Annotated in this window: 45 protein-coding genes and 1 pseudogene; 40 read left to right on the top strand and 6 right to left on the bottom strand. The window is 36.6% G+C overall.

Going from position 1 to position 25837, the window contains the following annotated elements; genetic code table 11:
* Positions 1-425 precede the first annotated feature (425 nt).
* On the bottom strand, positions 426-1559 hold the full coding sequence (locus KBP50_RS16845; protein WP_050351588.1) for a CaiB/BaiF CoA transferase family protein: 1134 nt from the start codon (positions 1557-1559) through the stop codon (positions 426-428).
* A gap of 881 nt (positions 1560-2440) precedes the next feature.
* Positions 2441-3448, bottom strand: coding sequence for a rod-share determining protein MreBH (gene mreBH / locus KBP50_RS16840; protein ID WP_050351587.1), 1008 nt, complete (start codon positions 3446-3448; stop codon positions 2441-2443).
* 548 nt (positions 3449-3996) lie between these two features.
* On the opposite strand from mreBH, the gene KBP50_RS16835 reads away from it, so the two are divergent.
* The 3 genes from KBP50_RS16835 to KBP50_RS16825 all read left to right on the top strand — a co-directional run bounded on the left by KBP50_RS16835 (position 3997) and on the right by KBP50_RS16825 (position 7151).
* Entirely contained in the window at positions 3997-4839 is an 843-nt protein-coding gene (locus KBP50_RS16835; protein WP_050351586.1) for a CAP domain-containing protein, read from the top strand.
* A 446-nt stretch (positions 4840-5285) separates the two neighbouring features.
* The gene (locus tag KBP50_RS16830; RefSeq protein WP_050351585.1) at positions 5286-6047 is read left to right on the top strand and encodes a lysophospholipid acyltransferase family protein; all 762 of its coding nucleotides are present in this window, start codon (positions 5286-5288) and stop codon (positions 6045-6047) included.
* 108 nt (positions 6048-6155) lie between these two features.
* Entirely contained in the window at positions 6156-7151 is a 996-nt protein-coding gene (locus KBP50_RS16825; RefSeq protein WP_050351584.1) for a glutaminase, read from the top strand.
* Positions 7152-7308: 157 nt separating this feature from the next.
* Here the strand turns inward: KBP50_RS16825 and KBP50_RS16820 are convergent.
* The 3 genes and pseudogenes from KBP50_RS16820 to KBP50_RS16810 form a co-directional block, all read right to left on the bottom strand.
* Positions 7309-8364 (bottom strand): annotated as a pseudogene (locus tag KBP50_RS16820) (alanine/glycine:cation symporter family protein); the annotation flags it as partial.
* Between the two features lie 7 nt (positions 8365-8371).
* Positions 8372-9790, bottom strand: a complete 1419-nt coding sequence (locus KBP50_RS16815; protein WP_050351583.1) for a recombinase family protein — start codon at positions 9788-9790, stop codon at positions 8372-8374.
* Between the two features lie 64 nt (positions 9791-9854).
* Positions 9855-10529: a LexA family protein gene (locus tag KBP50_RS16810; RefSeq protein WP_050351582.1), complete on the bottom strand. Its 675-nt coding sequence runs from the start codon at positions 10527-10529 to the stop codon at positions 9855-9857.
* A 163-nt stretch (positions 10530-10692) separates the two neighbouring features.
* Between KBP50_RS16810 and KBP50_RS16805 the strand changes: the two genes are divergently transcribed.
* The 4 genes from KBP50_RS16805 (at position 10693) to KBP50_RS16790 (ending at position 12391) form a co-directional block, all read left to right on the top strand.
* Positions 10693-10926, top strand: a complete 234-nt coding sequence (locus KBP50_RS16805; protein ID WP_050351581.1) for a helix-turn-helix transcriptional regulator — start codon at positions 10693-10695, stop codon at positions 10924-10926.
* Positions 10927-11045: 119 nt separating this feature from the next.
* On the top strand, positions 11046-11810 hold the full coding sequence (locus tag KBP50_RS16800) for a BRO-N domain-containing protein (protein WP_050351580.1): 765 nt from the start codon (positions 11046-11048) through the stop codon (positions 11808-11810).
* Complete coding sequence (locus KBP50_RS16795; protein WP_050351579.1) at positions 11811-12137, top strand: hypothetical protein; 327 nt, start codon at positions 11811-11813, stop codon at positions 12135-12137. It begins immediately after the preceding gene.
* Positions 12138-12172: 35 nt separating this feature from the next.
* On the top strand, positions 12173-12391 hold the full coding sequence (locus KBP50_RS16790; RefSeq protein ID WP_050351578.1) for a hypothetical protein: 219 nt from the start codon (positions 12173-12175) through the stop codon (positions 12389-12391).
* On the opposite strand, the gene KBP50_RS16785 is transcribed toward KBP50_RS16790, so the two are convergent.
* Entirely contained in the window at positions 12388-12648 is a 261-nt protein-coding gene (locus tag KBP50_RS16785; RefSeq protein WP_050351577.1) for a hypothetical protein, read from the bottom strand. The genes KBP50_RS16790 and KBP50_RS16785 overlap by 4 nt on opposite strands.
* A gap of 160 nt (positions 12649-12808) precedes the next feature.
* Here KBP50_RS16785 and KBP50_RS16780 point away from each other — a divergent pair, with 160 nt between their 5' ends.
* From KBP50_RS16780 to KBP50_RS16620, 33 genes are all read left to right on the top strand, one after another.
* Entirely contained in the window at positions 12809-13264 is a 456-nt protein-coding gene (locus KBP50_RS16780; RefSeq protein ID WP_050351576.1) for a DNA N-6-adenine-methyltransferase, read from the top strand.
* 18 nt (positions 13265-13282) lie between these two features.
* Complete coding sequence (locus tag KBP50_RS16775) at positions 13283-13570, top strand: hypothetical protein (RefSeq protein ID WP_050351575.1); 288 nt, start codon at positions 13283-13285, stop codon at positions 13568-13570.
* Positions 13571-13643: 73 nt separating this feature from the next.
* Positions 13644-13868 (top strand): hypothetical protein, encoded by a 225-nt coding sequence (locus KBP50_RS16770; protein WP_236691400.1) that lies wholly within the window; start codon positions 13644-13646, stop codon positions 13866-13868.
* Positions 13869-13880: 12 nt separating this feature from the next.
* A complete protein-coding gene (locus KBP50_RS16765; RefSeq protein ID WP_050351574.1) occupies positions 13881-14201 on the top strand; it encodes a hypothetical protein in 321 nt (106 codons plus the stop codon).
* Between the two features lie 82 nt (positions 14202-14283).
* A complete protein-coding gene (locus KBP50_RS16760; protein ID WP_076362042.1) occupies positions 14284-14817 on the top strand; it encodes a host-nuclease inhibitor Gam family protein in 534 nt (177 codons plus the stop codon).
* On the top strand, positions 14817-15458 hold the full coding sequence (locus KBP50_RS16755) for an ERF family protein (RefSeq protein ID WP_050351572.1): 642 nt from the start codon (positions 14817-14819) through the stop codon (positions 15456-15458). Before KBP50_RS16760 ends, KBP50_RS16755 begins: the two co-directional genes overlap by 1 nt.
* Positions 15455-15787, top strand: a complete 333-nt coding sequence (locus tag KBP50_RS16750) for an HNH endonuclease (protein ID WP_050351571.1) — start codon at positions 15455-15457, stop codon at positions 15785-15787. The genes KBP50_RS16755 and KBP50_RS16750 overlap by 4 nt, the downstream gene beginning before the upstream one ends.
* Positions 15777-16190 carry a hypothetical protein gene (locus KBP50_RS16745; protein ID WP_050351570.1) on the top strand — a complete coding sequence of 138 codons (414 nt, stop codon included), beginning with the start codon at positions 15777-15779 and terminating at the stop codon, positions 16188-16190. The genes KBP50_RS16750 and KBP50_RS16745 overlap by 11 nt, the downstream gene beginning before the upstream one ends.
* A 380-nt stretch (positions 16191-16570) precedes the next feature.
* Positions 16571-17380 carry a DnaD domain-containing protein gene (locus KBP50_RS16740; protein WP_236691389.1) on the top strand — a complete coding sequence of 270 codons (810 nt, stop codon included), beginning with the start codon at positions 16571-16573 and terminating at the stop codon, positions 17378-17380.
* 11 nt (positions 17381-17391) lie between these two features.
* Entirely contained in the window at positions 17392-18174 is a 783-nt protein-coding gene (locus KBP50_RS16735) for an ATP-binding protein (RefSeq protein ID WP_050351183.1), read from the top strand.
* The gene (locus KBP50_RS16730; protein WP_050351182.1) at positions 18175-18519 is read left to right on the top strand and encodes a YopX family protein; all 345 of its coding nucleotides are present in this window, start codon (positions 18175-18177) and stop codon (positions 18517-18519) included.
* Entirely contained in the window at positions 18519-18728 is a 210-nt protein-coding gene (locus KBP50_RS16725; RefSeq protein WP_210967597.1) for a hypothetical protein, read from the top strand. The genes KBP50_RS16730 and KBP50_RS16725 overlap by 1 nt, the downstream gene beginning before the upstream one ends.
* Positions 18676-18939: a hypothetical protein gene (locus KBP50_RS16720; RefSeq protein ID WP_175609456.1), complete on the top strand. Its 264-nt coding sequence runs from the start codon at positions 18676-18678 to the stop codon at positions 18937-18939. The genes KBP50_RS16725 and KBP50_RS16720 overlap by 53 nt, the downstream gene beginning before the upstream one ends.
* Positions 18936-19277 (top strand): hypothetical protein, encoded by a 342-nt coding sequence (locus KBP50_RS16715; protein ID WP_210967596.1) that lies wholly within the window; start codon positions 18936-18938, stop codon positions 19275-19277. The genes KBP50_RS16720 and KBP50_RS16715 overlap by 4 nt, the downstream gene beginning before the upstream one ends.
* A gap of 4 nt (positions 19278-19281) precedes the next feature.
* Positions 19282-19668, top strand: a complete 387-nt coding sequence (locus KBP50_RS16710) for a hypothetical protein (protein ID WP_050351568.1) — start codon at positions 19282-19284, stop codon at positions 19666-19668.
* A 36-nt stretch (positions 19669-19704) separates the two neighbouring features.
* Positions 19705-20088 carry a hypothetical protein gene (locus KBP50_RS16705; protein WP_050351567.1) on the top strand — a complete coding sequence of 128 codons (384 nt, stop codon included), beginning with the start codon at positions 19705-19707 and terminating at the stop codon, positions 20086-20088.
* Positions 20085-20384: a hypothetical protein gene (locus KBP50_RS16700; protein ID WP_050351566.1), complete on the top strand. Its 300-nt coding sequence runs from the start codon at positions 20085-20087 to the stop codon at positions 20382-20384. The genes KBP50_RS16705 and KBP50_RS16700 overlap by 4 nt, the downstream gene beginning before the upstream one ends.
* Complete coding sequence (locus tag KBP50_RS16695; RefSeq protein WP_050351565.1) at positions 20381-20806, top strand: hypothetical protein; 426 nt, start codon at positions 20381-20383, stop codon at positions 20804-20806. The genes KBP50_RS16700 and KBP50_RS16695 overlap by 4 nt, the downstream gene beginning before the upstream one ends.
* A complete protein-coding gene (locus tag KBP50_RS16690) occupies positions 20803-21009 on the top strand; it encodes a hypothetical protein (RefSeq protein WP_050351564.1) in 207 nt (68 codons plus the stop codon). Before KBP50_RS16695 ends, KBP50_RS16690 begins: the two co-directional genes overlap by 4 nt.
* Entirely contained in the window at positions 21006-21338 is a 333-nt protein-coding gene (locus KBP50_RS16685) for a hypothetical protein (protein WP_050351563.1), read from the top strand. Before KBP50_RS16690 ends, KBP50_RS16685 begins: the two co-directional genes overlap by 4 nt.
* The gene (locus KBP50_RS16680) at positions 21335-21511 is read left to right on the top strand and encodes a hypothetical protein (protein WP_157858463.1); all 177 of its coding nucleotides are present in this window, start codon (positions 21335-21337) and stop codon (positions 21509-21511) included. The genes KBP50_RS16685 and KBP50_RS16680 overlap by 4 nt, the downstream gene beginning before the upstream one ends.
* Entirely contained in the window at positions 21508-21675 is a 168-nt protein-coding gene (locus KBP50_RS16675; RefSeq protein ID WP_157858462.1) for a hypothetical protein, read from the top strand. The genes KBP50_RS16680 and KBP50_RS16675 overlap by 4 nt, the downstream gene beginning before the upstream one ends.
* Before the next feature lies 1 nt (position 21676).
* Complete coding sequence (locus KBP50_RS16670) at positions 21677-21892, top strand: hypothetical protein (protein ID WP_050351562.1); 216 nt, start codon at positions 21677-21679, stop codon at positions 21890-21892.
* A gap of 129 nt (positions 21893-22021) precedes the next feature.
* Complete coding sequence (locus KBP50_RS16665; protein WP_157858461.1) at positions 22022-22174, top strand: hypothetical protein; 153 nt, start codon at positions 22022-22024, stop codon at positions 22172-22174.
* Positions 22161-22478, top strand: a complete 318-nt coding sequence (locus KBP50_RS16660) for a MazG-like family protein (RefSeq protein WP_050351561.1) — start codon at positions 22161-22163, stop codon at positions 22476-22478. Before KBP50_RS16665 ends, KBP50_RS16660 begins: the two co-directional genes overlap by 14 nt.
* An 86-nt stretch (positions 22479-22564) precedes the next feature.
* The gene (locus KBP50_RS16655; protein WP_201778443.1) at positions 22565-22888 is read left to right on the top strand and encodes a DUF3310 domain-containing protein; all 324 of its coding nucleotides are present in this window, start codon (positions 22565-22567) and stop codon (positions 22886-22888) included.
* Entirely contained in the window at positions 22881-23234 is a 354-nt protein-coding gene (locus tag KBP50_RS16650) for a hypothetical protein (RefSeq protein ID WP_050351560.1), read from the top strand. The genes KBP50_RS16655 and KBP50_RS16650 overlap by 8 nt, the downstream gene beginning before the upstream one ends.
* Positions 23227-23583: a RusA family crossover junction endodeoxyribonuclease gene (locus KBP50_RS16645; protein ID WP_076362113.1), complete on the top strand. Its 357-nt coding sequence runs from the start codon at positions 23227-23229 to the stop codon at positions 23581-23583. The genes KBP50_RS16650 and KBP50_RS16645 overlap by 8 nt, the downstream gene beginning before the upstream one ends.
* A complete protein-coding gene (locus tag KBP50_RS16640; RefSeq protein WP_050351559.1) occupies positions 23580-23777 on the top strand; it encodes a hypothetical protein in 198 nt (65 codons plus the stop codon). Before KBP50_RS16645 ends, KBP50_RS16640 begins: the two co-directional genes overlap by 4 nt.
* Positions 23778-23963: 186 nt before the next feature.
* The gene (locus KBP50_RS16635) at positions 23964-24266 is read left to right on the top strand and encodes a hypothetical protein (protein WP_050351558.1); all 303 of its coding nucleotides are present in this window, start codon (positions 23964-23966) and stop codon (positions 24264-24266) included.
* 16 nt (positions 24267-24282) lie between these two features.
* Complete coding sequence (locus tag KBP50_RS16630) at positions 24283-24723, top strand: transcriptional regulator (RefSeq protein ID WP_050351557.1); 441 nt, start codon at positions 24283-24285, stop codon at positions 24721-24723.
* 226 nt (positions 24724-24949) lie between these two features.
* Complete coding sequence (locus KBP50_RS16625) at positions 24950-25324, top strand: hypothetical protein (RefSeq protein ID WP_050351556.1); 375 nt, start codon at positions 24950-24952, stop codon at positions 25322-25324.
* A 74-nt stretch (positions 25325-25398) separates the two neighbouring features.
* Complete coding sequence (locus KBP50_RS16620) at positions 25399-25836, top strand: hypothetical protein (RefSeq protein ID WP_050351555.1); 438 nt, start codon at positions 25399-25401, stop codon at positions 25834-25836.
* The last annotated feature ends 1 nt before the right edge of the window (position 25837 follow it).

Genomic DNA, 25837 nt, shown 5'->3' with positions numbered 1-25837 from the left:
TAAGGGAATAACTGAATAGCCACGTCCGGCTTCAGCGCCCAGCAACTAGGCGACTTCACGAAATCGCCCTACGATAAGTCATCATCGGTTCGTCGCTAAGGGGAAGGCCGACTAAAAACGGGCTTGCCGCCCGACGTCGGCATACCCCTGTTTTTAGTGGCATGATTCCTTTATCTTTAGTTGATTCGTTCCAATCGCTACGTTGCTAAACGGGCGCCCCGAGCCTTTGTTCATAAAATTTATCATTGCGTTCTTTTAATCAAATTATATTTTAGCTGATGTTATGTTTCAGATGCTTTTATTTTATCCCGTATATAAGTTGCTGTAAGACTTCCATTTCAGGAGCAGGATAATCTGTACTGCAATTAAGTCTAAGTGGGAGATAACACACTTAAATGCCCTATTTTGGAAGCGGCATATAAGTTCTAATCCATAATAATTTGATTATGTTCACCTGCATTTGGTGGATGATGACGATAAGAAACAGGGGTGCGTGATAGTTTTAACGGGCTTCCAATCATGTTAATTTCTCCTGCAGTTGGATGAGACATTTGGACGAACATTTCTCTTGCAGCTAGCTGAGGGTCAGCTGCTACCTCGGCAATATTTTGAATCGGACCACATGGGATGGACTGCTGTTTGCATTTCTTCAGCCAGTAGGCAGTCGGCTGTTGTGAAAACAATTGCTGCAGTCGCGGTATTAATTCTTTTCGGTGTGCTACCCGGTCAGGATTTGTTCTAAATTTAGGATTGTCTTTTAAAGACGGTTCGCCAGCAATATCACATAAGGCTTCAAATTGCCGATCATTCCCAGCGGCAATGACCATTTGTCCATCCTTTGTTCGAAAAGTCTGATAAGGGACGATGTTCGCGTGTTGATTACCAAGCTGAGATGGTATTTCTCCTGACATGAAATAATTACTTCCAACATTTACGAGTGCACTAACAGCTACATCGTATAACGCAATATCTAATTTTTGTCCTTGCTGTGAAATAGACCTTTCTAATAAAGCGGCTTGAATACCAATACATGCATACATGCCAGTTAAGACATCCGTTATAGCAACACCCATTTTTTGTGGTCCTGTCTGTTCATCTCCCGTTATACTCATTAGTCCACTCATAGCTTGAATGATAAAATCATAACCAGGCATATCTTTATACGGACCTGTTTCACCGAATCCGGTAATCGAACAATAAATTAATTTAGGGTTAATTTTGGACAGCGTTTCATAATCTAACCCAAATCGCTCCATCGTCCCAGTACGAAAATTGTTAATGATGACATCGCTATCCTTTACTAGCTGTTTTATTGTTTTAACCCCTTCTCCGGATTTAAGGTCAATGGTAATGCTTTTTTTATTTCGATTGGTGCATAGATAATATGCACTAACCCCATTTTGAAACGGTGGACCCCATTTTCGGGTTTCATCACTTCCACCAGGTGCTTCGACTTTAATTATTTCTGCTCCTAAATCACCCAGAATCATCGTACAGTATGGACCGGCTAATACTCTGGACAAGTCAAGGATTCGAATATGTTCCAAGGCTTTCGCCATGCTTTCCCTCCTTTTACTTAATTAGAATATCTTGCAAAAGCTCTTGTCTTCTTCTGCTACAAATACGTTAAAGCTTCCTACCATTCGATAAAGTATAAAGTAAATCTTCAGTCAACAGGCTCTTTTTTTAACCACCAAAGGTAGTCCTTGTCGTAAGGGTGTGAACGAAAGACTTCTGAATAGAACCTGGCATTTGCACTTACAATTAACATCCATTTATCTTCTAAGCTTCGCCTTATAGCATAAAAAGACAACTATGGTGCCTTTTATATGGGAAGATAAAAAATAAACGTAAAAAAGCCAATTCAAAGTTAAATTACAGGTTAGTGCAATTTAAACATGAACTGGCTTTTACCTGTTGTAACAACTCTGGAATGGAGCTGTGAACAGATTAGGCAGTAAACTGATAGGTAAACGTTTGATAGGAATGTAATGATTTCTTATTTTTCAGTATACAATGAATTGTCGAGATTGTAAACGGTTGCTTTGGAATTTTTATAAACCATGAAGTGTATAGTGAGAAGATAAGCGGAATAGGTATACGCATCGATCATAAATTAAGGTTTTATTTTTATCGTTCCATTGTAAGTATGCAGGATAATAGTTTACCATGCTTAAAGATTCCCTCTGAGCATGGTAGGTTTACATAATAAGAAAGTGAAGTTTATCCCGTATATAAAGTGCTGTAAGACCCCCACTTCAGGTGCAGGATAGTCTGTACTGCACCTAAAAGTGGGAGATAACAGTGCCTTTTCATAAGACTTTAGGTCATACCACTACGGTACTAACGAGCCGTGGGGGATGAATGAAAACCTCCACTGATGGAGGATTCACTTTATACTCGTCTATTCTGCTACTATGCATGCAGAATACTAGATGCATTATTTTGCAGCTTTTTGCAGTTTATGGATCATTTTTAATGAGCGACCTGTTCCAATCGCTACAGACTCTAAAGGATTAGGAGCAAGATGAACAGGTACAATCAATTCATGTGATAACCATTCCTTCATACCGTGAAGCAAAGCTCCTCCTCCTGTAAGTACTATACCGTGATCCACAATATCACCACTTAATTCAGGTGGGCAATTTTCCAAGGTCAAACGAATGGCTTCTAACACTTGCTCCAACGACTCTTTTAACGCAAGGTGAATTTCCTTTGAAGTTATCGTGATGGTTTTTGGTAAACCAGTAACCATATCACGACCGCGAATTTCCATCGATTCTTCTTTATGATTCGGATGCGCATAACCAATTTCCATTTTTATATTTTCTGCGGTACGCTCACCAATAAGGACGTTATAGTTTTTGCGGATATGATGAATAATTTCTTCATCCATTTTGTCACCGCCGACACGAACTGAATTACAGGAGACAACCCCGCCGAAAGAAATAATGCCAACTTCAGAAGTACCTCCGCCAATATCAACGATCACATTAGCCACTGGCTCATCAACAGGTAAATCAGCTCCAATAGCAGCAGCAATTGGCTCTTCGATTAAGTGTACCTGTTTCGCACCATAACTTGATACAGCATTATGAATTGCTCTTCGTTCTACAGTAGTGCTACCTGATGGTGTACAGACAACAACTACAGGCTTACGCATGGACATACCAATTTGTTTACTTACTTTTTTCAGAAATGCTTTTAACATTTGCGATGTAACGTCATAATCAGCAATAACACCATCTTTTAGCGGACGAATGGGGATGATATTTTGTGGTGTTTTTCCTACCATTTCTTTCGCCTCTGCACCAACAGCTACTACTTGCTTTGTGTTAACATCAATAGCAACAACGGATGGCTCGTTTAATACAATTCCTTTTGATTTTGTGTATATTAAAATGTTTGCAGTTCCAAGATCAATTCCAACTTCTGCAGTAGAAAACATAATTGAATCCTCCAATGAATACATTTTTCCTTTTATAGCATTCTCTTTATTTTTAGCATTTTAGGGGGTTGCTGGACAAGTGTTAGTTTATGGTAGTTTTAAATTGTTAGATTGTGTCGTCGAAATAGATTGAAAAAATGATGGAACGACTTTCCTCGACGTATTTTCTATTATATAATCCGTTTGTTTAGCAGATCAACAACTGTGCAAAGTCCACTTTCCCTAGTGTTAAATATCAATTATACTATATTTTACAAAATTCAGGGGAGAGATAAGCGTAACAATTTGATTACAAATAGTCAAAAATTGTAACAATACGTCTATGTTTTTAAGGTTGTCAATCCTAAATTTCATGAAATTTTTACCTTTAGATTGAAGATTTTCCATTGTTTGTGTCTGTGGGAAATTCTTCGCTCCTTTTATTTTAAGGCTTGCTTTTTTAGAACAGTTTGTTTGTCTGGGCTTGGAAATTGATGCCACAATTATTACAAAAATTCCATGCTATGATGAATTTGCACAAAACAAAACCAAAGGGAGTGTAGATCAACATGTTTAAAAAGGTAGCTGTAGTAACAGCACTATCATCAGCTTTACTTTTTGGAGGAGCATTATCAGCTTCAGCAGATACTGTCGCAAAAGAACCATCAAGTGGTCAGAAATATAAAGTCTATTATTCTATTAACGGTAATTGGCAAAGCATTTCTGAAGATAATATAAATAGTATGCTTCAAAAACATATGAAAAATAGAAATTGTTATGGACAAAAGATAGATTGGAATCATGTTCATAAACAAAACCAAGGCAATAAGCAGGAAGAACAAACTCAACCAGCAGACAAACAAAAAACAGAACGTCCTGAAGCTAATCAACCAGCAGAACAAACAAAGCAAACAGAACAAACTCCAAATGGACAAAAACCTGCTGCAAAACAACCAGTACAACAAGAAAATCCAAATGAGCAAAAAGTTCAAGAGCAGGAAAAACAAGAACCTACTCAAGCTGATAAGAGTGAATTAAGTCAATTTGAGCAGGAAGTAGTTGATTTAACAAATCAAGAAAGAGCAAAACAAGGTCTTCCAGCTTTAAAAGTAGATAAAGAGCTTAGTAAGGTAGCACGTGAAAAATCAAGAGATATGGCAACAAATGGATACTTTGCGCACAACAGTCCAACATATGGTTCACCATTTGATATGATGAAGAAATACGGCATTAGCTATTCTGCAGCAGGAGAGAATATCGCTAAAGGACAACGCAGCCCACAAGAAGTAGTCAATGCATGGATGAACAGCCAAGGGCACCGCGAAAACATTATGAATGCTAAATTTACACATATCGGTGTCGGTTATGTTCAACAAGGTAACCATTGGACGCAACAGTTTATTGGTAAATAAAATTTAAAAACAATCCCTCGATTTTCAGCTTGTAGAGAAACTGTATGGTTTCCTGCAAGCTTTTTTATTGTGGAAACTATAAAAATAGGTGCTTGGGGATAACGAAATAACTGAATAGCAGCCACGTCCGGCGCATGAGCCCAACAACGATGCGACTTTAGAAATGCGCCCTACGATAAGGCCTCATCGGTTCGTCACTAAGAGGAAGGCCGACTAAAAACGGGCTTGCCGCCCAGACGTCGGCATACCCCTGGTTGCAGGGGCATGATTCCTAAATCTTTAGTTGATTCGTTCCATTTGCTACGTTGCTAAACGGGCGCTTGCGCCTTTGTTCAACAAATGCTTTTTGTAAAACAATGCCATTACCAGTAGAGCTCTGTTTCTTTATCTTGCTGTTTATCTGTATACAAAGGTATAATAGCTTGTGGTGAAAGGAGTTCATTTAAATGATTCGAACGATAGGAATATACATATATGCCGGGTTACTTGTTCTCGGTACGTTTTTTAAATTGCAAAAAACAAAGAAATTGCAACATCAACTTTCCAAAGAAGAGATTTTCGTTCAACCAAGTCTTGTCTCTAGAAAGGTGTTTCAACGAACAGGAAGCACTATTGAAGTAGAAGGACAAGACAAGTTGCCAGAAGGTCCTGCTTTGTTTGTAGCGAATCATCAAGGTTTATTTGATATATTAGTATTGCTTGGCTATTTGGGAAAACCAGTCGGCTTTATAGCTAAGCAAGAAATTAAAAAGCTACCCATTATTTCGTCTTGGATGGAACTTGTTCGTTGTGTGTTTATTGACCGAAAAGACCGTCGGCAATCTGTCCGTGCTATTGGTCAAGGTATTGATTATTTGAAAACCGGGCATTCGATCGTTATTTTTCCTGAGGGAACAAGGAGTAGAGGCAAGCAAATGAATTCTTTTAAATCAGGGAGCTTTCGTTTAGCGATCAAAGCAAAAGTACCCATTGTTCCTATTGCTATAGACGGAACCTATCGAGTGCTTGAAGAACCGGGTGGAAAGATAAGACCTTCATCTGTTCGTTTAACGATTAAAGACGCTATCTATCCAGAAGAATATATGTCGATGAGCAGTAATGAAATTGCGGCAAAAGTGGAAGAAATGATTAGGCTGCAACTAAAGACAAATGAATTAGAACAGACTAAGGAAAAGGAAAAAGCAGAGCAACTACTCTCACCTAGGTAGGATAGATAGAAGTGATCAGGTAAATCGAGGGAAGTTAAATGAACCAAAGCTCACGATTTCACGTTTTTAGTTTTAATTTCCGAGACATACTATAATTGAGGTGATAACATGGTGCAAGGTACGGTGAATTGGAATACAGAAATTACCAAAGAATGGTTGCAATCCTATGTTGATGACTGGGTGAAATTTTATAAAAAAGAGACGACACAAGGTAAAGTAGCTTCATATATTCCAGTTTTAAAGCAAGCTAATCCAAATCATTTAGGAATTTCCATTATCGGGAAAAATGGTATGACAGTTCATTCAGGAGACGTAGGAATTCCGTTTACAATTCAAAGTATTTCCAAGATATTTAGTTTCATCGTTGCTTGTATAGAAAGAGGAGTTGCCTATGTTCTTGATCGCGTGGATGTTGAGCCCACAGGAGAGGCATTTAACTCCATTATGCATTTGGAGATGCGTAAAATAAAAAAACCGTTTAATCCGTTTATTAATGCTGGGGCGATAACCGTTACGTCGCTATTGAATGGAAAAAATTCCTCAGAAAAACTCGAAGCCCTTTTTGAATTGTTTACGAAAATCCTTGGTTACCGTCCACATATAAATAAAGATGTATATGTATCTGAAAGGGAAACATCAGTAAGAAATCGGGCTATTGGATATTATCTTGTAGAACTTGGATATTTGGAATCAGAGTTAGAATTAACACTGGAGACGTATTTTAAACAATGCTCAATAGAGGTAACTACAGAAGATTTAGCTAAGCTTGGATTAGTTTTAGCTAATGACGGGATGAATCCACATACAAATGAAGAAATTATTCCGAGAAATGTCGTTCGCCTTGCGAAAGCTTTAATGTTAACTTGCGGCATGTATGATGCTTCAGGTAAGTTTGCTGCATATGTCGGTATCCCAGCGAAAAGTGGTGTTTCAGGTGGAATAATTGCAACTGCTCCTCCGAGAGTTCGAGATGAAGTGCTCCCGTTTGTTGAAGGGTGTGGAATTGGCTTATATGGACCTGCTTTGGATGATAAAGGAAATAGTATAGCAGGTATTAAATTGCTGAAGCATATTGCAACAAAGTGGGATTTAAGTATTTTTTAGCAGCATTTTGGATACTTCTGGTCAGAACAAGATCACATTGATAAAAACGCTTGGATGGCAAGAAAGTCATTTAAGCGTTTTTATCTGTTGTGAGATGTAGTCCGTCCGTAATGATTGCTTTTGCGTACAAAACGAACCTGTAGTTTGCTTTATTTTATTATCCTGTTTCAGCTTTCGCCTGTTCTTTTTCTTCTTTAGCTACTTTAAGGAATTTTTTCGTTTCATAAACGACAACGCCAGACAGACCTAATAAACCAATTAAGTTAGGTAAAGCCATTAAAGCGTTCATAATATCTGAAATACCCCAAACGATATCTAGTTTCTCCGTGGATCCATATAATAGGGCTAAGACGAAAGCAACGCGATAATAAGGAATAGCTTTATCACTAAATAAGTATGAAAAGCATTTCTCACCGTAATAGGACCAGCCGATAATAGTCGAAAAAGCGAATAAGATAATCCCAATGGTAACAATATATCCGCCTGCGTCACCGAGGAAAGCAGAGAAAGAAGCTGTTGTTAAATCTCCACCGGAAAGTTCACCTTGATACATATCAGCCATAATAATGGTAATTGCTGTAATGGAGCAGACGATAATCGTATCAAAAAACACTTGTGTCATAGATACGAGAGCTTGACGACCAGGATAGTCCGTTCTAGCAGCTGCAGCTGCAATGGGTGCTGAGCCTAAACCAGCTTCATTTGAAAATACACCTCGAGCTACCCCGTAGCGAATAACGGTTCCTAGAACGCCTCCCCCTAATGCACTCCCTGTAAACGCATCGGTAAAAATAAGTTCAAAAACACCTGGTACGATATCCAGATTCGTGAAGACGATAATGAAACCACCAATCACATAAAATAATGCCATAAACGGGACTAAAAGTGCTGTAATGCGCCCGATCCCCTTAATGCCCCCAACAATAACTAAACCGACTAATAAAGTTAAAACTATTCCAGTCGCTAAAGGTGGAACTTGAAATGTATTGGCGAGAGCATCAGAAACAGCTTTTGATTGCACCATGTTGCCAATACCAAATGCAGCTATCGAACCAAAGATAGCAAAAATGACTCCGAGCCATTTTGCACGTAACCCTTTTTCTAAATAATACATAGGTCCGCCAGACATTTGTCCCTTGCTATCTTCAACTCGATATTTCACTGCAAGAATAGCTTCAGCATATTTTGTCGCCATCCCAAATAAATCAGATATAACGTAACTACAAAAATGTAATATACTTTATTACTATGCGCTTCCCAATGTGTTCATAGTGTATTTTCTCTATGATTTCACCAACTAAAACTTTCTTTTCTTTATTAGTTAAAAATAACCAATTTTCTTTTATGCTTTGTAGTACCCCGATAACATCATTTTTGTTAATTTTTTTCGGCTTCGTGGACCCCTCAACTTTGCTTAATTGTTTTTTTATATCGTTCTCCTTTTGTTGTGATTCCTCCATGCGTTTTTTAAAATCTTCATAGGACATAATGTCTTCCGCCCAAGCATATTGCCACTTCTTTTTCTTATTTTCTAGCTTATCTAAGCGTTTTTTTAATTCTTCGATGTTTATATCGTCATCGTGCTTATTAAGTTGTTGTTCGCCTTCTCTCGCAACATTGTCAAGTAACGTTTCGTAATCTTGTTTTCCCAAAAAATCTATAAAAGCTTTTTCTATTTTTATTTGTGATACATTTTTGCTTCCTTTACACCTGCCGTCAAGGTGACGTCTGCATTTATAGTTATAATACTTTTCACCTGCCGCCTTTGTGTAAACTCCTGTTAGATTACCTCCACAGGTTGGACATACAAGCTTACCAGAAAAAATATAATCGCTTGATATTGTTCTTGGTTGTTCATTTCTTCTACGATCTATAATGTGCTGTGTGCTTTCCCATTCCTCAAGCGATATTATAGGCTCGTGGTTACCCTCATATACTTTTCCTTTCCATAATATTTTTCCTACTTGTGGGTATCCCTCTAACACTTGCCTAACAGATTTGGCGTGCCATTGGCAACCGTTTTTACCGACATAGTTACGTTCATTTAAATACCTAGCTATGCTAGCTGTTCCCCACTTCCGATATAATTTGTGGATTAATCGTACTAGCTTAGCTTCTTCCTTATTAACCACAAGCTTTCTTGTTTCCTTGTCTATATCATACCCTAACGGCGGTGTATTTAAAGGGTATTTTCCTTGCCTTGCTTTTTCTACCAAACCAAATGAAATACGTTCTCCTATCGTTTCTCTTTCCCACTGAGCCATGCCTGCAGACATAGTTATAACCAATCTTCCCATTGGTGTTGATGTGTCTATAGCTTCGGTTGCTGATTTAATACTGCAATTATGTTTGTCCATAATCTCTTTTATCCTATATAAGTCCGGTACCGATCTGGTAATGCGATCTAATTTATACACAAGTACATGATCAATGTTTCCTTTTTCTATTTGTTTTAATAACGACTGCAATTGTGGTCTATTCATGTCCTTAGCGGATAGCCCTTCATCAACATAAATACCCACTACTTCCCATCTGTTTTCGATGCAGTATCTTTTCAAATGTTGTTTTTGCCCATCTATTGAGTAACCTTCTTTCGCTTGCTCTTCTGTTGATACACGCACATATATAGCTGTACGCATATTATCACTCCTTATAAAAAACTGGCGGGGAGCCAACCCGCCTGTTAATATTTGACGTCAAACATTAATCTAAATTCACTATATACATTACGACTTTGCCGTGTATCTTTAATTCGTTGCAATCTGCAAACGGCACATGGTAGTCAGTAAAGTTTATATCAGTTGAATGTGGTCTAAAAATAAATTTATCTTCAAGTTTGTAAAACTTTTTGACCGAATACTCATGATGGTTACTGTAAACAACTATATCCCCATTTTCTAGATTGCTTATGTCTGTTTGTTTGATAGCTATCAATGAGCTGTTTGGTATCGTTTTATTCATTGATTCTCCATTTACCCTCATAATGTAAATATCATCTCTGCCAGCCCACTTGCCCATTAATGCGTCTGGCATTTCAATAACCTCTATATCATCCTCCGTTATAGGGTCGACCATTTCCGGCAAACCTGCAGCAACATCAACTGGCAAAAAAGGATATTGACTAACTTCTGCAACCTTTTTCTTAGGTGGTTCTTCTGTTTCTCTTGATGAAGGGAAGAAATCATTTATCGAAACCCCTAAAACATTAGCCATTAAGTATAGTATGTTTTGTTCCGGTTCGTTTGTTCCTTTTTCATAAGAAGAAATAGTATTGTGTTTTACGCCTATTTTTACCCCTAACTCTTTTTGGGTTAGACCTCTCTTCTTTCTAAATTCCCTTATCTTACTGCCAACAAATTTACTTATTTCTTTATTCATGAAATCACCTCCTTTTTGTTATATTAATTATATCATATTTCATGAAGTTTGCAAGTGTTATTTTTAGGAAAGGAATAAAAAAATTCATGAATCGTGAAAAAAACTATTGACTCTTATTTTAATTTCATGTATCATGAAGTTAATGGCAGAGAGGAGGGATGAAATGGAACAAACAAAACTAGCTTCCTTAAGGAGATATAACGACATCTCTCAAAAAGAAATGGGCGAATTAATAAACGTTTCCGAAGCTACTTATCGTAATAAAGAAAAAGGTATTACACAGTTTAAAGCTACAGAGATGTTTATTATTGCAAATCGTTTTGGTAAAAAAGTAGATGATATTTTTTTACCTCCAAACTTCATAAAACATGAAGTTTCTAATAAAGAAGTTTCGTAGAGAAGGGGGAGCCAAATGAACGAAATGCCCGAACACATCAAACGCAAGGTACTGATGTTCTTTTTGGAAACATCTGTACCTCGTATTCTAAAAGCTAAAAGAGAGAAGGAGGAAGCAGAATGAATTTATCACTAGCAGTAAAAGAAGTATTTGAAGGTAACGAGGTTGAAGTTTATTGGAATGAAAAGAACGAACCTGTAATGACTATTGATGATTTAGCGAAAGCACTCGAATACGCAAGTAAAGATGGTATTGAAAAGATTATTAGTAGGAATGAATACATCAAATCTAAAGAGTTTTCAACTACCTACAATTTGTCGGTAGTTGAGGGAGGGCGAGAAGTAACAAGAGAAAGAAGAATTTTCAACGAAGATGGCATTTACGAAGTAACTCTATTATCCAAGAAACCTAAAGCAAGAAAATTTCGTGCATTTGTCCGTGAGTTGTTGAAGTCTCTACGTAAAGGAGAACTCCAACTAGCTAAGCCACAAACCGAACAGGACAAGCTACAAATTCAAAAACAACGTGCTGAAGCGATGCTATTAAACGCTAAAACTCGCCAAGCTAAATTAATCTTAGAAATGCAAAAGGATAAAGTATTATCTCCAATCGCTGTTGAGTTACTCGGTATTAATGCTATAGAGCATATCACAGGAAAAGAAGCTAAGACAAAGCCGCAAATAGAAAAGACGTACACAGCTACTGAAATTGCAAAACAGTTAGGCATAACAGCTAATAAGGTAGGTCGTATTGCTAAAGCGCACGGGCTTAAAACAGATGAATATGGTATTTGGGCATTGGATAAAGCACCACATAGCAGTAAACAAGTATCTTCATTCCGGTATTACGAAAATGCGATTCATAAAATTAAGGAGTTGTTGTAAATGGGAGCATTACAAAGGTCGGAATCATTCGAAAAGAGTTATGCAAGAATGAGGGAAGTTTTTCGGGAAACTACCGGTGTTAGGTTTAACATCGAATATTATCATTTTGATGACGATTCAGAGCCTGTAATAAGTATTGATGCAGAAGCTGAAAGATTGGTATTGGATTACGTACCGGAACACGGTTTAGTGATATCGATTCTAACAAAAGAATCCATTATTAGTTTTTCGGAAAAGAACTATATCACTAACTTAAGTTCTGATAACAGCGTTGTATTTGCTTCGAAGCATAATGATGAAACGCATTGTATTATTCAATTTATCTAGTCTATTAATCTATTACTTACTAAGGAGGAAGAAAGATGGAAATTAAAATTAATATCGCTGTTGAAAGCATGGAGGATTTAGGAAAGGTAATGGACAAGTTAGAGGAATTGCGGAAAAAGCACAACCCTCATTGCACTATTTCCGCAAATGTTGAAGTTAACCAAAACGATAAAAGCCACTATCAAATAAACGTAGGTGCGCTAACACCTGAGTTAAAGGAGCAATTACCGAATTTTATCAACTATAAAAATTAAAAATCGAAATATAAGGTGTCTCCGTCTCTACGGAATGGTTCACTGAATCTTAAAATTCGATAGTCTCGCCAGACTTCTTCAGCGTAAACAAAACCATTAGAGTACACCTTGATTCTTTGGAAGAATCTTTTATCTTCCGGGTTTACCACAATGTTGTGAACAACATCGATTTTTTTGTTGAAATTTAACGAAACACCTTGATCGTGAGTGCCGTCATTTGGTAATTCAACTAGGTATTTTAATTCTGTTTCGTTCATAATTTTCACCCCCTCCCACAACCATTCTATCAGATGGGAGGAAATAAAAGGAGGTTGAAAAATGAATAACCAATCAAACAATAAAGCTCATGTCTTACAAAGCTTAACAGGCTCACTAGTAATTACATTAGTTATAGCATTAATTATCTATTTATAGGAGGTGAACAATTTGCTTAATAAAGGACTATTTTCAAGTGATACCGATTCATGGGAAACTCCTCTATGCTTTTATGAGCAATTAAATAAAGAGTTTAATTTTGAATTAGACGTTTGCGCCACAAAAGATAATACCAAGTGTGATAAATATTTTACACCGGAAATAGATGGACTTAAACAACAATGGCGTGGGGTGTGTTGGATGAACCCTCCATATGGCAGGCAGATAAACAAGTGGGTTAAGAAAGCTTACGAATCTTCATTAAATGGAGCCACAGTTGTTTGTTTATTACCAGCTAGAACTGATACAAGGTGGTGGCATGATTACTGTATGAAAGGTGAGATAAGGCTTGTTAAAGGACGTTTAAAGTTTGGTGATTCTAAAAATTCCGCGCCTTTTCCTAGTGCTGTGGTTATATTCGGAGAAGGAGTAGAAAAGAACAAGGTAATTGCTATTTAAAAAATAGGAGGGGTAAGGATGGATTTCGAAAAGTATTTTCTTGCGGAAGATATTGCTGACGCAAAACAAGAATATGTAGCTCTAACCGAGATGCTCCATAGAGTTGATAACGGATTGTGGAGGGGTGATTTAAAATGGATGGAAGAAAATTTATGTGGCGCTTTAAAACGAGTCCGAAACATGATTGATCTAAGTAAAGAAAAACAAGGCAAAGAGCAGTTAATCAGATTAGCAGATGAGCTGTCAGAACTAGGTATAGATCCACTTAAAGTATTAGGTGATAAAAATGCAAATAGACAAAACTGATCTATTTTACCAACTATGTTTTATAGCAACTCTAGTATTAAATTATATAGCGATAGTAGTAACGCATTAGGAGGTGTTTAACATCGAACATCCAGACATAACACATATAAGGCGTACAGGCTACCCTAAATATAATGAGCGTACTGGATTATATGGAGTTGATGCATTGGGCAACGAAGTATACAAAGGTGACGAAATATTGGTGTTGGATGATACGTATTTCCTCACTGATGAATTATTACAACAAACACAAGAAGTATTAAAGCTATTTGGTGCTACTTACCATATAGCAGATTAGGGAGGAATCGGAATGAATACACAAGAGCAAGTTAATAAACTAGTAGATTATTTGGAAAATGTAAGAACCGTCTTTAATAGCTTTGAAAAATATAGCATTTTGTCAATCAACGTAACCGAAGAAGAAATAAAAGTTCACGTAAATTCTATGTCATTCTTTAGTTTTTGGAACGGGGAAGAATTAACCATTAGTGATATTGATTCGCAAATTGATGTGGAGGATGACCCGATAACAAAAAACATTTCTTTTTATCGAGGTGAGGTTGAGTTTTTCGCCTTATTCTCAAAGTTCGAATTTCAAAAATTTCAAGAAAAAATGAACTCACGGCAATGAGTTCTACAAAATAAATAACCACAAAAACGTGCTCTTATTATAGCTTAATTAGCTTATAAGAGCAAGGGGAGGATTAAAAATAATGAATGAATTTGCAGATAAATTTATCGAGCAACAAGAACAACAACCTTTTGTAATAGATGATGACAGCAAAGCAGACTGGGCATTACGTAAAATCAAGCTAGCGCAAGCTAAAAAAGAAGAACTTAGCAACTTTGTGCAGGTCGAAATGGAGAAATTAGAAGCGTACCAAGCACAAGAGCAAAAGAAACTTGATGACGAGATAGATAGAATGCAAGGGTATTTATCTGCCTATGCACTACAAAAGCGTGAGAATGACCCTGAATTCAAATCGCAGAACTTGCCTAACGGTCGTCTTAGGTTCGTTAAACAACAACCTAAATATCATTATGATGACAAAGTGTTAATAGAATCGCTTAAAAAGGCAGAACGTTCTGACTTAATAAAAATTAAAGAAACGCCAGACAAGGCTACTTTAAAGAAAGTTTTCGTTCCGAATGATGGAAAACTCATCGACCCCGATACTGGAGAAGTGGTTGAGGGCGTAACGATTGAGGAAAGGGAAGAAGCTTTCAAGGTTGAGGTGAATAAATAATGATTTTTTCTAAATCGAATAACGAAATCGCTCAGGCTTTTATCAAAGCTTGGGCAAAATTAGAAAATCCTAAGCACAATGCAAGGGTTGAAGTAAATACAAAAAGTGGAGGAAGTTACACCTTTGAATATACGGACTTAGGAGGAATATTTGACGAAGCTAAAAGAGTATTTAAAGAAAATGAAATATCCATCATGCAAAATGCTAGTACAAGAGAAATAAACGGCAATCTGATGATCTCCGTTGAAACAATGTTATTGCATTCGAGTGGTCAATGGATTAAATCAGATCCTTTGCAAATGCCTTGTAGTACCAATATGCAAGACATGGGCGGACAAATAACTTATATGAAGCGTTATTCTTTATCGGCGTTAATCGGTATAGCAACGGAAAAAGATGATGATGCAAACGGCGCCGTTGGTAATGAGTATAAAATGACCAACAAAGGCAATAAAGCAAGCGATAAACAACTAGACTTCGTTAAAAAATTACTAGAAGGAAAGGTAAATGAAAAAAATGATTTTAATACTCTTTATAGCTATCTAAAACAATCCATGGACACCGATGTGGACATGGAGAATTGGACAAGCCAACAAGCTAGTCAAGCTATCAAGATATTAAAAGGCGGTAACACTCAATGATCTATCCAGTACCTAAACCAAGACATAAACGCAGAGCCCCAAAGCAAAAAGACCGAACTAAAATTACAAACAAGGTGCGTAGAGAGGTTTTAAAACGTAGTGAGGGTAAATGTGAGCGTTGCGGTAGATCAAGCGCCTATGCCTTTGAAATGGCTCATTTACAACAGGCTAGCAATGGCGGACTAGGAAATGACCCAGCTAATATAGTCCTTTTATGCGGTCCATCTGTAAACACTGGTACATGCCATAACTTTGCAGATTATACTGCTGCTGGAAGAGAGTGGAGAATGAGGAAACGAGAGGAATTGAAGCGATACTATGGCGAATGAAGGAAGATTAGTAAGGCTCAAACAAATATATGACGAGATTGAAACACTCAACCCCGAAATATTATCAGATTTAAACAAAGTCATACGCTTATACTCTCAAGCACAAATGCTTATTGGCTATTTAGATGCAGACGCTTTGTATAGATACGGCGCTGTCTATGCGGAGCGTAAAAGGGTACATGCTGAGGTTATTCAAGCGAGCCGCGGAACGGTCGCAGAAAAAGAATCTCTTGCGGAAATAGAGACGTATGAATTGCGTTTGCGAGAGGTAGAAGCAAAGGCTGAATCACGTAAATGGCAGAATCTATTTAAAGCTACGGAAAATTTGATTATTGCCTACAGGCGTGACGAAAGAACGGCTTTGGAAGAATATAAAAAGGTCAATGACATATATGGAAGGTGATTATATGCAACCATTGTTTATTGAATTAACGTGCGCAGACGGCGAAAGACGAACTTTTAATATAAATCTAATATGTGGTTTTGAGAGCTACGGGAAAAGCAGTGTTATTTACACAAATCACAGAGAATTCCCTGTTATAGAATCATACGAAACAATTAAAAACACAATCATTGAAATGAAGAAGGTGTTTTAAACAGAAAATGTATAACACCGTACACATCGTGCTACCAAGGTGGTGCTGGGATAAAGCTAACTCTAAAGATGAGTTAAAAGCTAATATCCAATATTATATAGCACCACCAAGGTATTACGGATATAGGGTTATAGAGATTGGTAAGTATTATGCAAGATGTGAGATTAATAGGTAAAAGGGTGAGATCATGGCTAAATTCAGAATGGTTCACACAGAGTTCTGGAATGACCCAAGAGTGGTAGAGGAAATGACGCCAGAAGATAAATATTTCTTTCTCTATCTTTTGACTAACGCGAATACAACACAGATAGGGATTTATCAAATAACTAAAAAGCAAATGGCTTTTGATACAGGGCATTCAATCGAGAGTATAAACGCCCTATTAGATAGGTTTATCAATCACCACAAAATAATTAATTACGATCCAGCAACAAGAGAATTGGCTATTAAAAACTGGGGTAAATACAATTTTTTAAGAGGCGGTAAGCCAATGTTGGATTGCGTAACCAAGGAATTAAAAGAGGTTAAAAATAAAGATTTAATCCCAATTGTTGGAGAAAGGGTAGAAAAGCCGGAAATAAAGGCTTTATACGATACGTATACGTTACGTACCACGATACGTGGACAAGAAGAAGAACAAGAAGAAGAACAAGAAGAAGAAAAAGAAGAAGAAAAAGAACAACAACAAGAAAAAGACGTGAGTGTGATTATCCAATTTTGGGACGATAACGGATTTGGGTTTAATAACATGCATGCAAAACAACAGTTGTTGTCGTGGTTAGATGATTCTAATTTTAAAAATCCTAGTGAAATGATCTTGAAAGCATTAGGTATAGCTGCAGAAATGAATAAACGAAGACTCAACTATGTTGAGGGAATTCTAAAAAATTGGCAGAATGAATCATTGCTTACTGCTGAGGAAGTAGACCAAAGAGAAGCAAATCGTAATAAGAGTGAACCAAGTAATAATTATGACCCAAGCAAAGACAGGTTTTAGGAGGTTAAGCTGTGGAATCTATCCAAAATCTGATTAATACGATGGAACAAGTCGGAGAAGAACAATGTAAAGAGTGTGGCAGAGTTTACAAGTTATATAAAACGCCCGTAGGAGTTGCGGGCGGTTGTAAACCATGTGAGGACAAGAAGTTTAAAGCTAAATTGAATTTGCCCACTGTTGAGGATTACAGAGAGAGCAAGGAGAGGAACTTTATTCTAAGTTTCGAACGAGTATCAACTGATTTACAAAAAGCAACTGTCAAATCTTATAAGCCTGTTACAGATTCCCAAAAAGAAGCGAAACAAGCCGCCATTGACTTTATCACTCAATTTGATGGAAAACACTCATTAGCTTTAAGTGGAACACCAGGATTAGGAAAAAGTCATCTCGCTTATGCAATATGTAAGGCAATTAGAAAACAAGGCTATAAAACATTATTTATCAAAAGTACGGACTTGCTAGAAAAGATACGTGGAACATACAGCGGAAACGGATTGGCGGAAGAAGATATATTCAATATGATTTACAATTTGGATTTATTAGCACTTGATGACATCGGGAGTGAATACGTCAAAAAAGATGAACAAGGTCATGAATCGTGGGCATCCGATGTTTTATACAAAGTAATGGATTTGAGGCTTGAAAAATCTACTATATGCACCACGAATTACACGGAAAGTGAACTGGAAGCCAAATATGGAAAAAACGGCGTAAGAATCACTGATCGAATGATGGATATGGCAAAAGGAATCAGATTAATAGGTGATAGCTACCGTAAAAAGGAGAGGTTTTGAATGAGAGAAATTAAGTTTAGAGCTTGGGATAAATATAAAGAGCAAATGATTCCGAATGTCGAAACGGGAGTGTATCAAGATCCAGACGAAATTATTTTTTTCGGCACTGTATTAGGCTTAAACAGGTTTGATGTCATGCAATACACAGGCTTAAAAGATAAAAATGGCAAGGAGATATATGAGGGTGATAAATATCATATGGGTGACCCTAACATCACTTATACGGTTGTGTGGCATGATGCGGGTTTCATAGGCAAACAAAATGGCGGCAGTAGCTATGCAGGACTGACGCATTGGCAAGAACGAATAGAAGTAGTAGGAAACATTTATGAAGGTGATAACTAATGTGTAAAACATGTAAAGGACAAGGTGGTCTAGTAATACACCATGGTTATTATACAGAGTTTTTAAAGTGTCCAGATAGTCATTGCGATTTTGTACGTGATGATAGTGATATAGAGAGGTTACAAGCTTGGTTGGATAACTTGGAGGGAAACGACTATGGCGAAAGTGCCAAGAAAGATAAACCACAGGAACAAGCCCATACCGCATAAAGGTATTACAACAATAACCAAGGAAATGGACTTGCAGATAGCTGTAGAAGTTCGAGAGGAAATAATCGAACTCTATCAAGAAGGATATGCATTAGATGATATAGCGGAAACATTTAATTACGATCCCGACTTTGTGTTTATCTTGTTATTTATTGCAGCAAAGCACGGGGAAGTAACACGATCATATGGCAGGAGGTATAAAACATCATGAAAGTCGAAGAACTTAAACTAGAACTTAAAATTATTGCTGAGAAATATAAATATGCGGACGAATTAGACAAGCCTATTTTAGAAAAAGATCGTAAAAAACTAGGGGAACAACTTAAAGCTATCGCAGGAATTGAATTTAATGAACATTTAAAGCGAATTATGAACAAAAGACACTACATGACATATACAGACGTTTACTGGTTATTTTTAATGGGTATGCCCGCAAGCTTTATTTTAAGACAGCTAGGCATCAGAGCAAAAGACGCAATGAGGATTGATTTTACAAATGCTGTGGGGTTCTACCAAACACAATTTGAAGTAAGAGAAAAGAAAAGGTGATCCCATGGAAAGGATAGATATACTTGCTAAAATCACAGATCTTGAATACAGGCTTGAAAATGATGAATTAACCGATCAAGAACGCATGGAGATAGACAAAGAGATTACAAGGCTAGGCACTCAATTAAATCTAAACAAAGATGATAAAAAGGCTTTAAAGATATTAAATAAACGTGTTTGGATGACGTATTCAGACATTGAGATTTTACAGGACTTAGGCGTTGGAAAATTAAAAATAATGTCACATATAGGGATTGCTCAAGACCACTCTACTGATATTGATTTAAGCAACGCAAAGTCCTTTTATAAGACTTTTTATATAAAAAATAAAAGGCTGGAAAATTATCATAAACGGTTTGGCAGGGTCTTTAATCCCGAATTATATGACTGAGCCTAAGATAAATAAATTTATAAGGAGTTGTTGATTATGGAAATAAAAGTAAACGAACAACCCCAAAGGTTTTACCTAGCTTGGGAAGATAAATGGGTTGAGGTAGTAGGACATGAAATAAAAGTCGGTAATTATAGTTTTTGCGCTATTCCGATGCCAACGGGAGTGATTAATGTTTCGGAGATCACTACAGGATTGAAGTTTTATGAACTGCCTATGAACGCCTATGTTTTGTCGAAAACAGATACCAAAGAAAAAACATTCGAGTTTCTCGAAAAAGTCGGCGAATCGATCAGAAGACTCATCGGAAATACTAATGTTTTCGACAAGCAAATCATCCAAGGGAGAAAAAACACGGAGAAACTTCTTGGCAAAAAACCAGAGACTGAAAATGTAGATATAGAGGAGTTGATCAAATGACTAATAAAGAACGGTTGGAAGAGATGAACAGGATGAAACGACATGCAATAGAACATGATGACAAACCAATGTTACGGATAATCGAACAAGCTGAAAAGAAAACAGAACTTGAACAGAGCTACAGAAGAACAATATCCAAACAAAATAAGCAAATTACAGCTTTGTATAAAGAAAACAAACGCTATCGCGAAGCGATTGAATATGCGCTTGAAGAATTAAACAATAGCCCAAGACTTAGTTTAGAAGGTTTAGAAGCGATGGAAATATTAGACGATGCATTGGAGGGTGAGGAATGAAAGATAAAGAACGGTTGGAAAAGATAAAAGTCAAATACAATGCTGGCAATGCTGGGAAATTAGGGGAATTCATAGATTTAAAATTAGTTAATCCGTATGATTTGAAATACCTAATCGAGCGAGTACAGGAGTTGGAAGAAGAAAACATTAACTTAAAAGCGATTAAAGCGGGCAACGAGGAATTGATTAAACTGGTAGATGAACGCACAGAAACATTAGAAAATAAATACCTAGCACTAAGAAACATACACAATATAACACTTAAAACAGGGGAGTTAGTTGCGGAAGAAAACAAACGCTATAAACAGTATTTAGAATTAATTAGATCGACAGGCACTCACGGAAAGGACGTGCAAACAAACGAAGTCTTAAGATCTGATGAAGCTGAGCTGGCTAATGAAGCATTGGAGGGTGAGGAATGATGCAAAGTTTTGAATACGAAGATGAGGGCGGACGAACTCTGTGTAAGGAGCACCATAAAATAAGGTGTAGCGAGTGTTTTTATGTCGATGTGTTAGAGCGAGAAAACCAACGCTATAAACAGGCTTTGGAGGATATAAGAGATATAAGCACTGGATCACCGCATAAATTTGCTGTTAAAGCATTGGAGGAGGGGTCGGAATGACAGATAAAGAACGGTTGGAAGAGATGAACAGGATGAAACGACATGCAATAGAACATGATGACAAACCTATGTTGTTGATAATCGAGCAAGCTGAACGTGTGCAGGAGTTGGAAAGTAAAAATAAATTATTAAAAAGTAATCTAAGTGTGGTTCAAGGTTATTACAAAAACATGATTAAAATTAACAAAGATATCGTAGAACAAAACCAACAGTATCGTGAAGCATTAGAAGAAATAATTACAACATCTATTACAATACCAGATTACAAAGAGCATTCTCTTCACGCTGAATTAGTAGCACGTAGAGCGTTGAAAGGTGAATCAGAATGATTGACAAAACAAAAGTTGGATTCATACGAGGTGTAGCATATGCGGCATCTATGATGAAAAAACATGAAGTAGACTACCATGAATTAATTAATGCGACTGGAATAACATATGACGAATTCAAATTGTGTGCTGATGAATCGGATTTAGATGTTATAGAGGAAGTTTTAACATGAAACTATCCCAAACAGACTATCAAACATCATACATCATAGAGCAATTACACAAGCATGGTTATTATGATACAGATAATAAGACATACAGGGAGTTAAAACATAAACTAGCTGCTATAAGAGCATTAAAAATAAAACAGGATAATCCTGATCAAGGGTGGTTTTGATATGAAACAAATTGGCTTTAGAGAAGCGATGTTCATAAATTTATATGAGCCAGTTGCTTATATCAGAGAATATAGAAATGGCGACTTTGATGAAACTTGGTTCCCACGTAGGAAATTATGGGATCAGAAAATTTCTAAATTACCAATCCACAACTATACGTTAGGAGAAATGTTCAACGGGTTTGATGGTAAATGGATTGTAGAGGAAAAGGAATGATTTCATGAAACTATACCTAAAACACACAGAACACATAAACGATGATGGAGAGATATTAATAACAGTACAAACATATTATAGCCAACCAAGTGGTTGTTATTGCTTGGTATGGGTGTAGGAGGGTAAACAATGAATCTACAAGAACAAATCATACAAAAACTAAAAGAAGAAGCTGAATTTGCAAAGGGTTGTGGAATGCCTCAGTTTGTCATGGGGATACAGCAAGCAATTAAGGTCGTTGAAAACATTAAAGATTGGAGCCGGGAAGATGAATCTAACTAATAATTTAAACGAATTAACAACAAAAATCGAACAATGGGCAGTAGATAAAAAATTAGATGAAGCACTACCGGAAAAGCAAATGTTAAAACTTATGGAAGAAGTAGGAGAACTAGCACAAGGATTAGCAAAAGGTAATTTAGATCAAGTTATTGATTCAATCGGCGATGTATATGTTGTTTTAACGATCTTATCCATGCAAATGGATTTAGATATAAAGGATTGTATCGCTGCAGCTTATGCAGAAATAAGCGACCGCAAAGGCAAGATGATAAATGGTGTATTTATAAAACAAGAAGACTTATAACAAGAAAATCTATTAATCAACGGATACTAACATATTAAATTACAACTATACCTATCATTATGGTAGGTATAGAGGGAGGAATAAGGATGGCTGGGGAACCAAAATTAAAAATACCAAACCTTGGGAAAGAGATGTCTAAATTACGAAACTTGCGAAAATTTATACTGAAAGATGATATTAAAAGTTATGTCAACCATCCGCCACACTACCAAGGTAAAACAGAAGTAATAGAAATTATAGAGCAAGCTACAGAGGACTTAAAAGGCATTAAGGCTGTATGCACTGGAAACATTGTTAAATACATCATGAGACACACTAAAAAGAACGGTGTGGAGGATTTACTAAAGGCTAGATGGTATTTAGATAGATTGATTGAAGAATACGAGAAAGAAGGTAATAACAATGACTAAATTACTTACTACTGGAGAAATGATAGATCGGTTGAAGGTTGGGGAGATCGCACAAGACAAAAATGGAGCAACTGTACGTAGAGGTAATCATGGACTAGAAACTCGGGAAGGTAGATTCATTAATTGCAACTATCTTTTCCTCTCTCAAAAATGGCGCATATTACCTATATATGCATCATTTGATGAAGCGATGAAGGCTTTGAAAGATGGGAAAACAGTCGCTTATTTAGACGATTTTGGAAATAGAAATCCTATTAAAAAAGAAACTGCTTTAGGAGCAATAAAACCGTTGGTAGTTGACTTTGAATATTTATTCAATGCCGATTGGGTGATACTGGATGATTAAACTAACCATACCAGGAGACATGCCAGACTTTAATAATATTATCAAAGCAAGTAAATCCCATCCTATGGCATACGCAAACCTAAAGAAGCAATATACAGACTTAACCGTACTTTATGCTCGTAATCTACCATTTATCAATAAAGCAAACTTATATTTTACATGGTACTGCAAAAACAAGCGTAAGGATAAAGACAACATCATGACTGGTCAAAAATTTATCATAGACGGATTAGTCAAAGCTGGAGTATTAAAAAATGACGGATGGGCGCAGATAGGAGATTTAAACCATAGTTTTGAGGTAGACAAGGAAAACCCTCGTATTGAGGTTATATTGGAGGAAATAGCATGATATTTATAAAACAACTATTCTGTAAACATGAGTGGGAAAGGGAAGAACTTGAACGCTATAACCTTCGCGGTAAATACTTCACTGGCTTATACAGTTGCAATAAATGCGGTAAGTTGCTTCTCCACAATCATTCTCTAAATGAAAAAATATGGAGACGCAAAAGAGAGTTAAAAGGCGATACATTTATAGAATAAGGAGTCAATAAAATGACCGATTCTTGCGATATTTGCAACAGATGTGGAAGTCATAATGTCGAAGAAAAACCTCAAATAATAGAGTATGAAGACGGGACTAACGAAGTTTACTATGACACCCAAGACGCAAAATGCCTAGACTGTGGTAAAGAATGGTTAATTATATATTAGTAAGGAGTTGGCAAAGTGAAAGTATATAATTTTGACGATACTATGTGGATTGCTGCTGGAAATGAAGTAGAAGCAAAGAATTTTGCAAAAGAGGAATTCGGATGGGGTGAATTAGAAACAGAGGAAGCATTTCAAGGTGAGGTTAGCTTAGACGAAACTATGCTTATACACCCTGTTGACTTACCTGAGGGAGAACTTAGAATGGCACAAGAGATGGAATTGATAAGTGAAAGCTTCTATGCAAGAAGGTCTTTTAAATGGGTGATAGAAAACAACGACATTAAAGAACCGTGCGTTATTGCTAGCGCAGAATGGTAAAAGGGGTTATGACTATATGACAAAGGTAGCGAAACCAAAGGAAACCACATTTAAACACGCTGAGGCAGAATGGTTTAATTATCATAACACCTTAAAAGAAATTGCGAGATTAAGGGAATCAATCATGAATCCTTTTGATGATGACCCAGAAGACCCAACGATCGTTAAAGGTGCTAACTCCGTTAGAATGCCGGGGGATCCAACTCAAAGAATGGCTACAAGGTTAGCTACACATAAAAGGCTGGAACATTTATCGGAAGTAACAAAAGCTATTGAACAGGTGTATAATGCCTTGCCAGATAATTACAAAGAATTAGCCAGATTGAGATATTGGAACAAGAACAATAAATTAACATGGGAAGGTATAGCTATGAGATTAAGCATCAGCGAGAGACATGCGAGAAGACAGAGGAACGAAATTATACAAGCTACTTTGGATGTGTTGGGATGGAGGTAAATGTCCGTTTTATGTCCGTTTTGGCATAAAAAAACATGTTATTATGCTAATGTGGGATAAAAACCACATATACTTTATAAGGTGATAATACATTAGAGCGCTCAATGTTATGCATTGGGTGCTTTTTCTATGCTCATTTACCAAGATGTAAAAGGAGCATCTGGTTTTCGTAATGCGATTACCAGCTTTTTATACATAAAAAATTTTATTTTAGGGAGGTATGGATATGAACCATTTTGATGTACAGAGAGTAGAGTCTTTAATGAGATATGCAGAGTTTTTGGAGAGCATGGGATATGAAGAATATAGAAAAGAAGTTGTCCATCTACTACAGAAAGAAATAGTTGGCAAGTCTAACGTAGAAGGCATAGTTGAGACAGTTTCGTTTCATAATGGTGAAGGGAAGTACCATGAATTATATACTATCCATCCTGCTATTGAGCAATATGTACAGCAACAAATAAAGAAAGCCACACCGGAAGTATACGAAGAACACATTGCTTTTGAACCAGACAAAATACAAGGTGAGAAGGTAGAAACACTACATCCTAAGCTAAGGTATTATGTACAGCAAGAAATCAAACAACAAATAAATAATTAGAGATATATTATATTGCATAACATTTCCAACTCCAGCATAATAAAGTTATACATAATGCATGGAGGGGAAAGGGAATGAGAAAGGTATTATTAATCGTGTTGTTTTTGATATCGATTTTCATTTTGGCTTCGTGTCAAACGGAACAAGAAAAAGAACAAGAAGTTAAAAATGAAGAAAGAAATAAAGCAATCACTACGATGGAAGAAAAGTTAGACGCTATCTTAGCAGCAGATTCTTTCACAAGAGTATGGGATATTGAAGATCATATACTCTACGATGAAGAAATAGATGAAGAAAACTTATTCATGTTCACGGACGACTATATTATGGATCAAGAGAAATTCGAATCCTTGAACCAAGAGGAACAAAATTTAGTGATGTCAACAGGAGTAATTATTAATAAGTTCCTAAATGATGAGTACAAAGACAAAAGCTTATTGGAGGACGATGTGAAAGAGTACTATGAAGTCCTTAAAACAGGGGAAGGAATAATGAGTGAGTTAGGAAGTTGAT

This window comes from Virgibacillus pantothenticus, assembly GCF_018075365.1.
Classification (GTDB): domain Bacteria; phylum Bacillota; class Bacilli; order Bacillales; family Amphibacillaceae; genus Virgibacillus; species Virgibacillus pantothenticus.
This window is presented reverse-complemented; position numbering and strand designations above follow the sequence as displayed.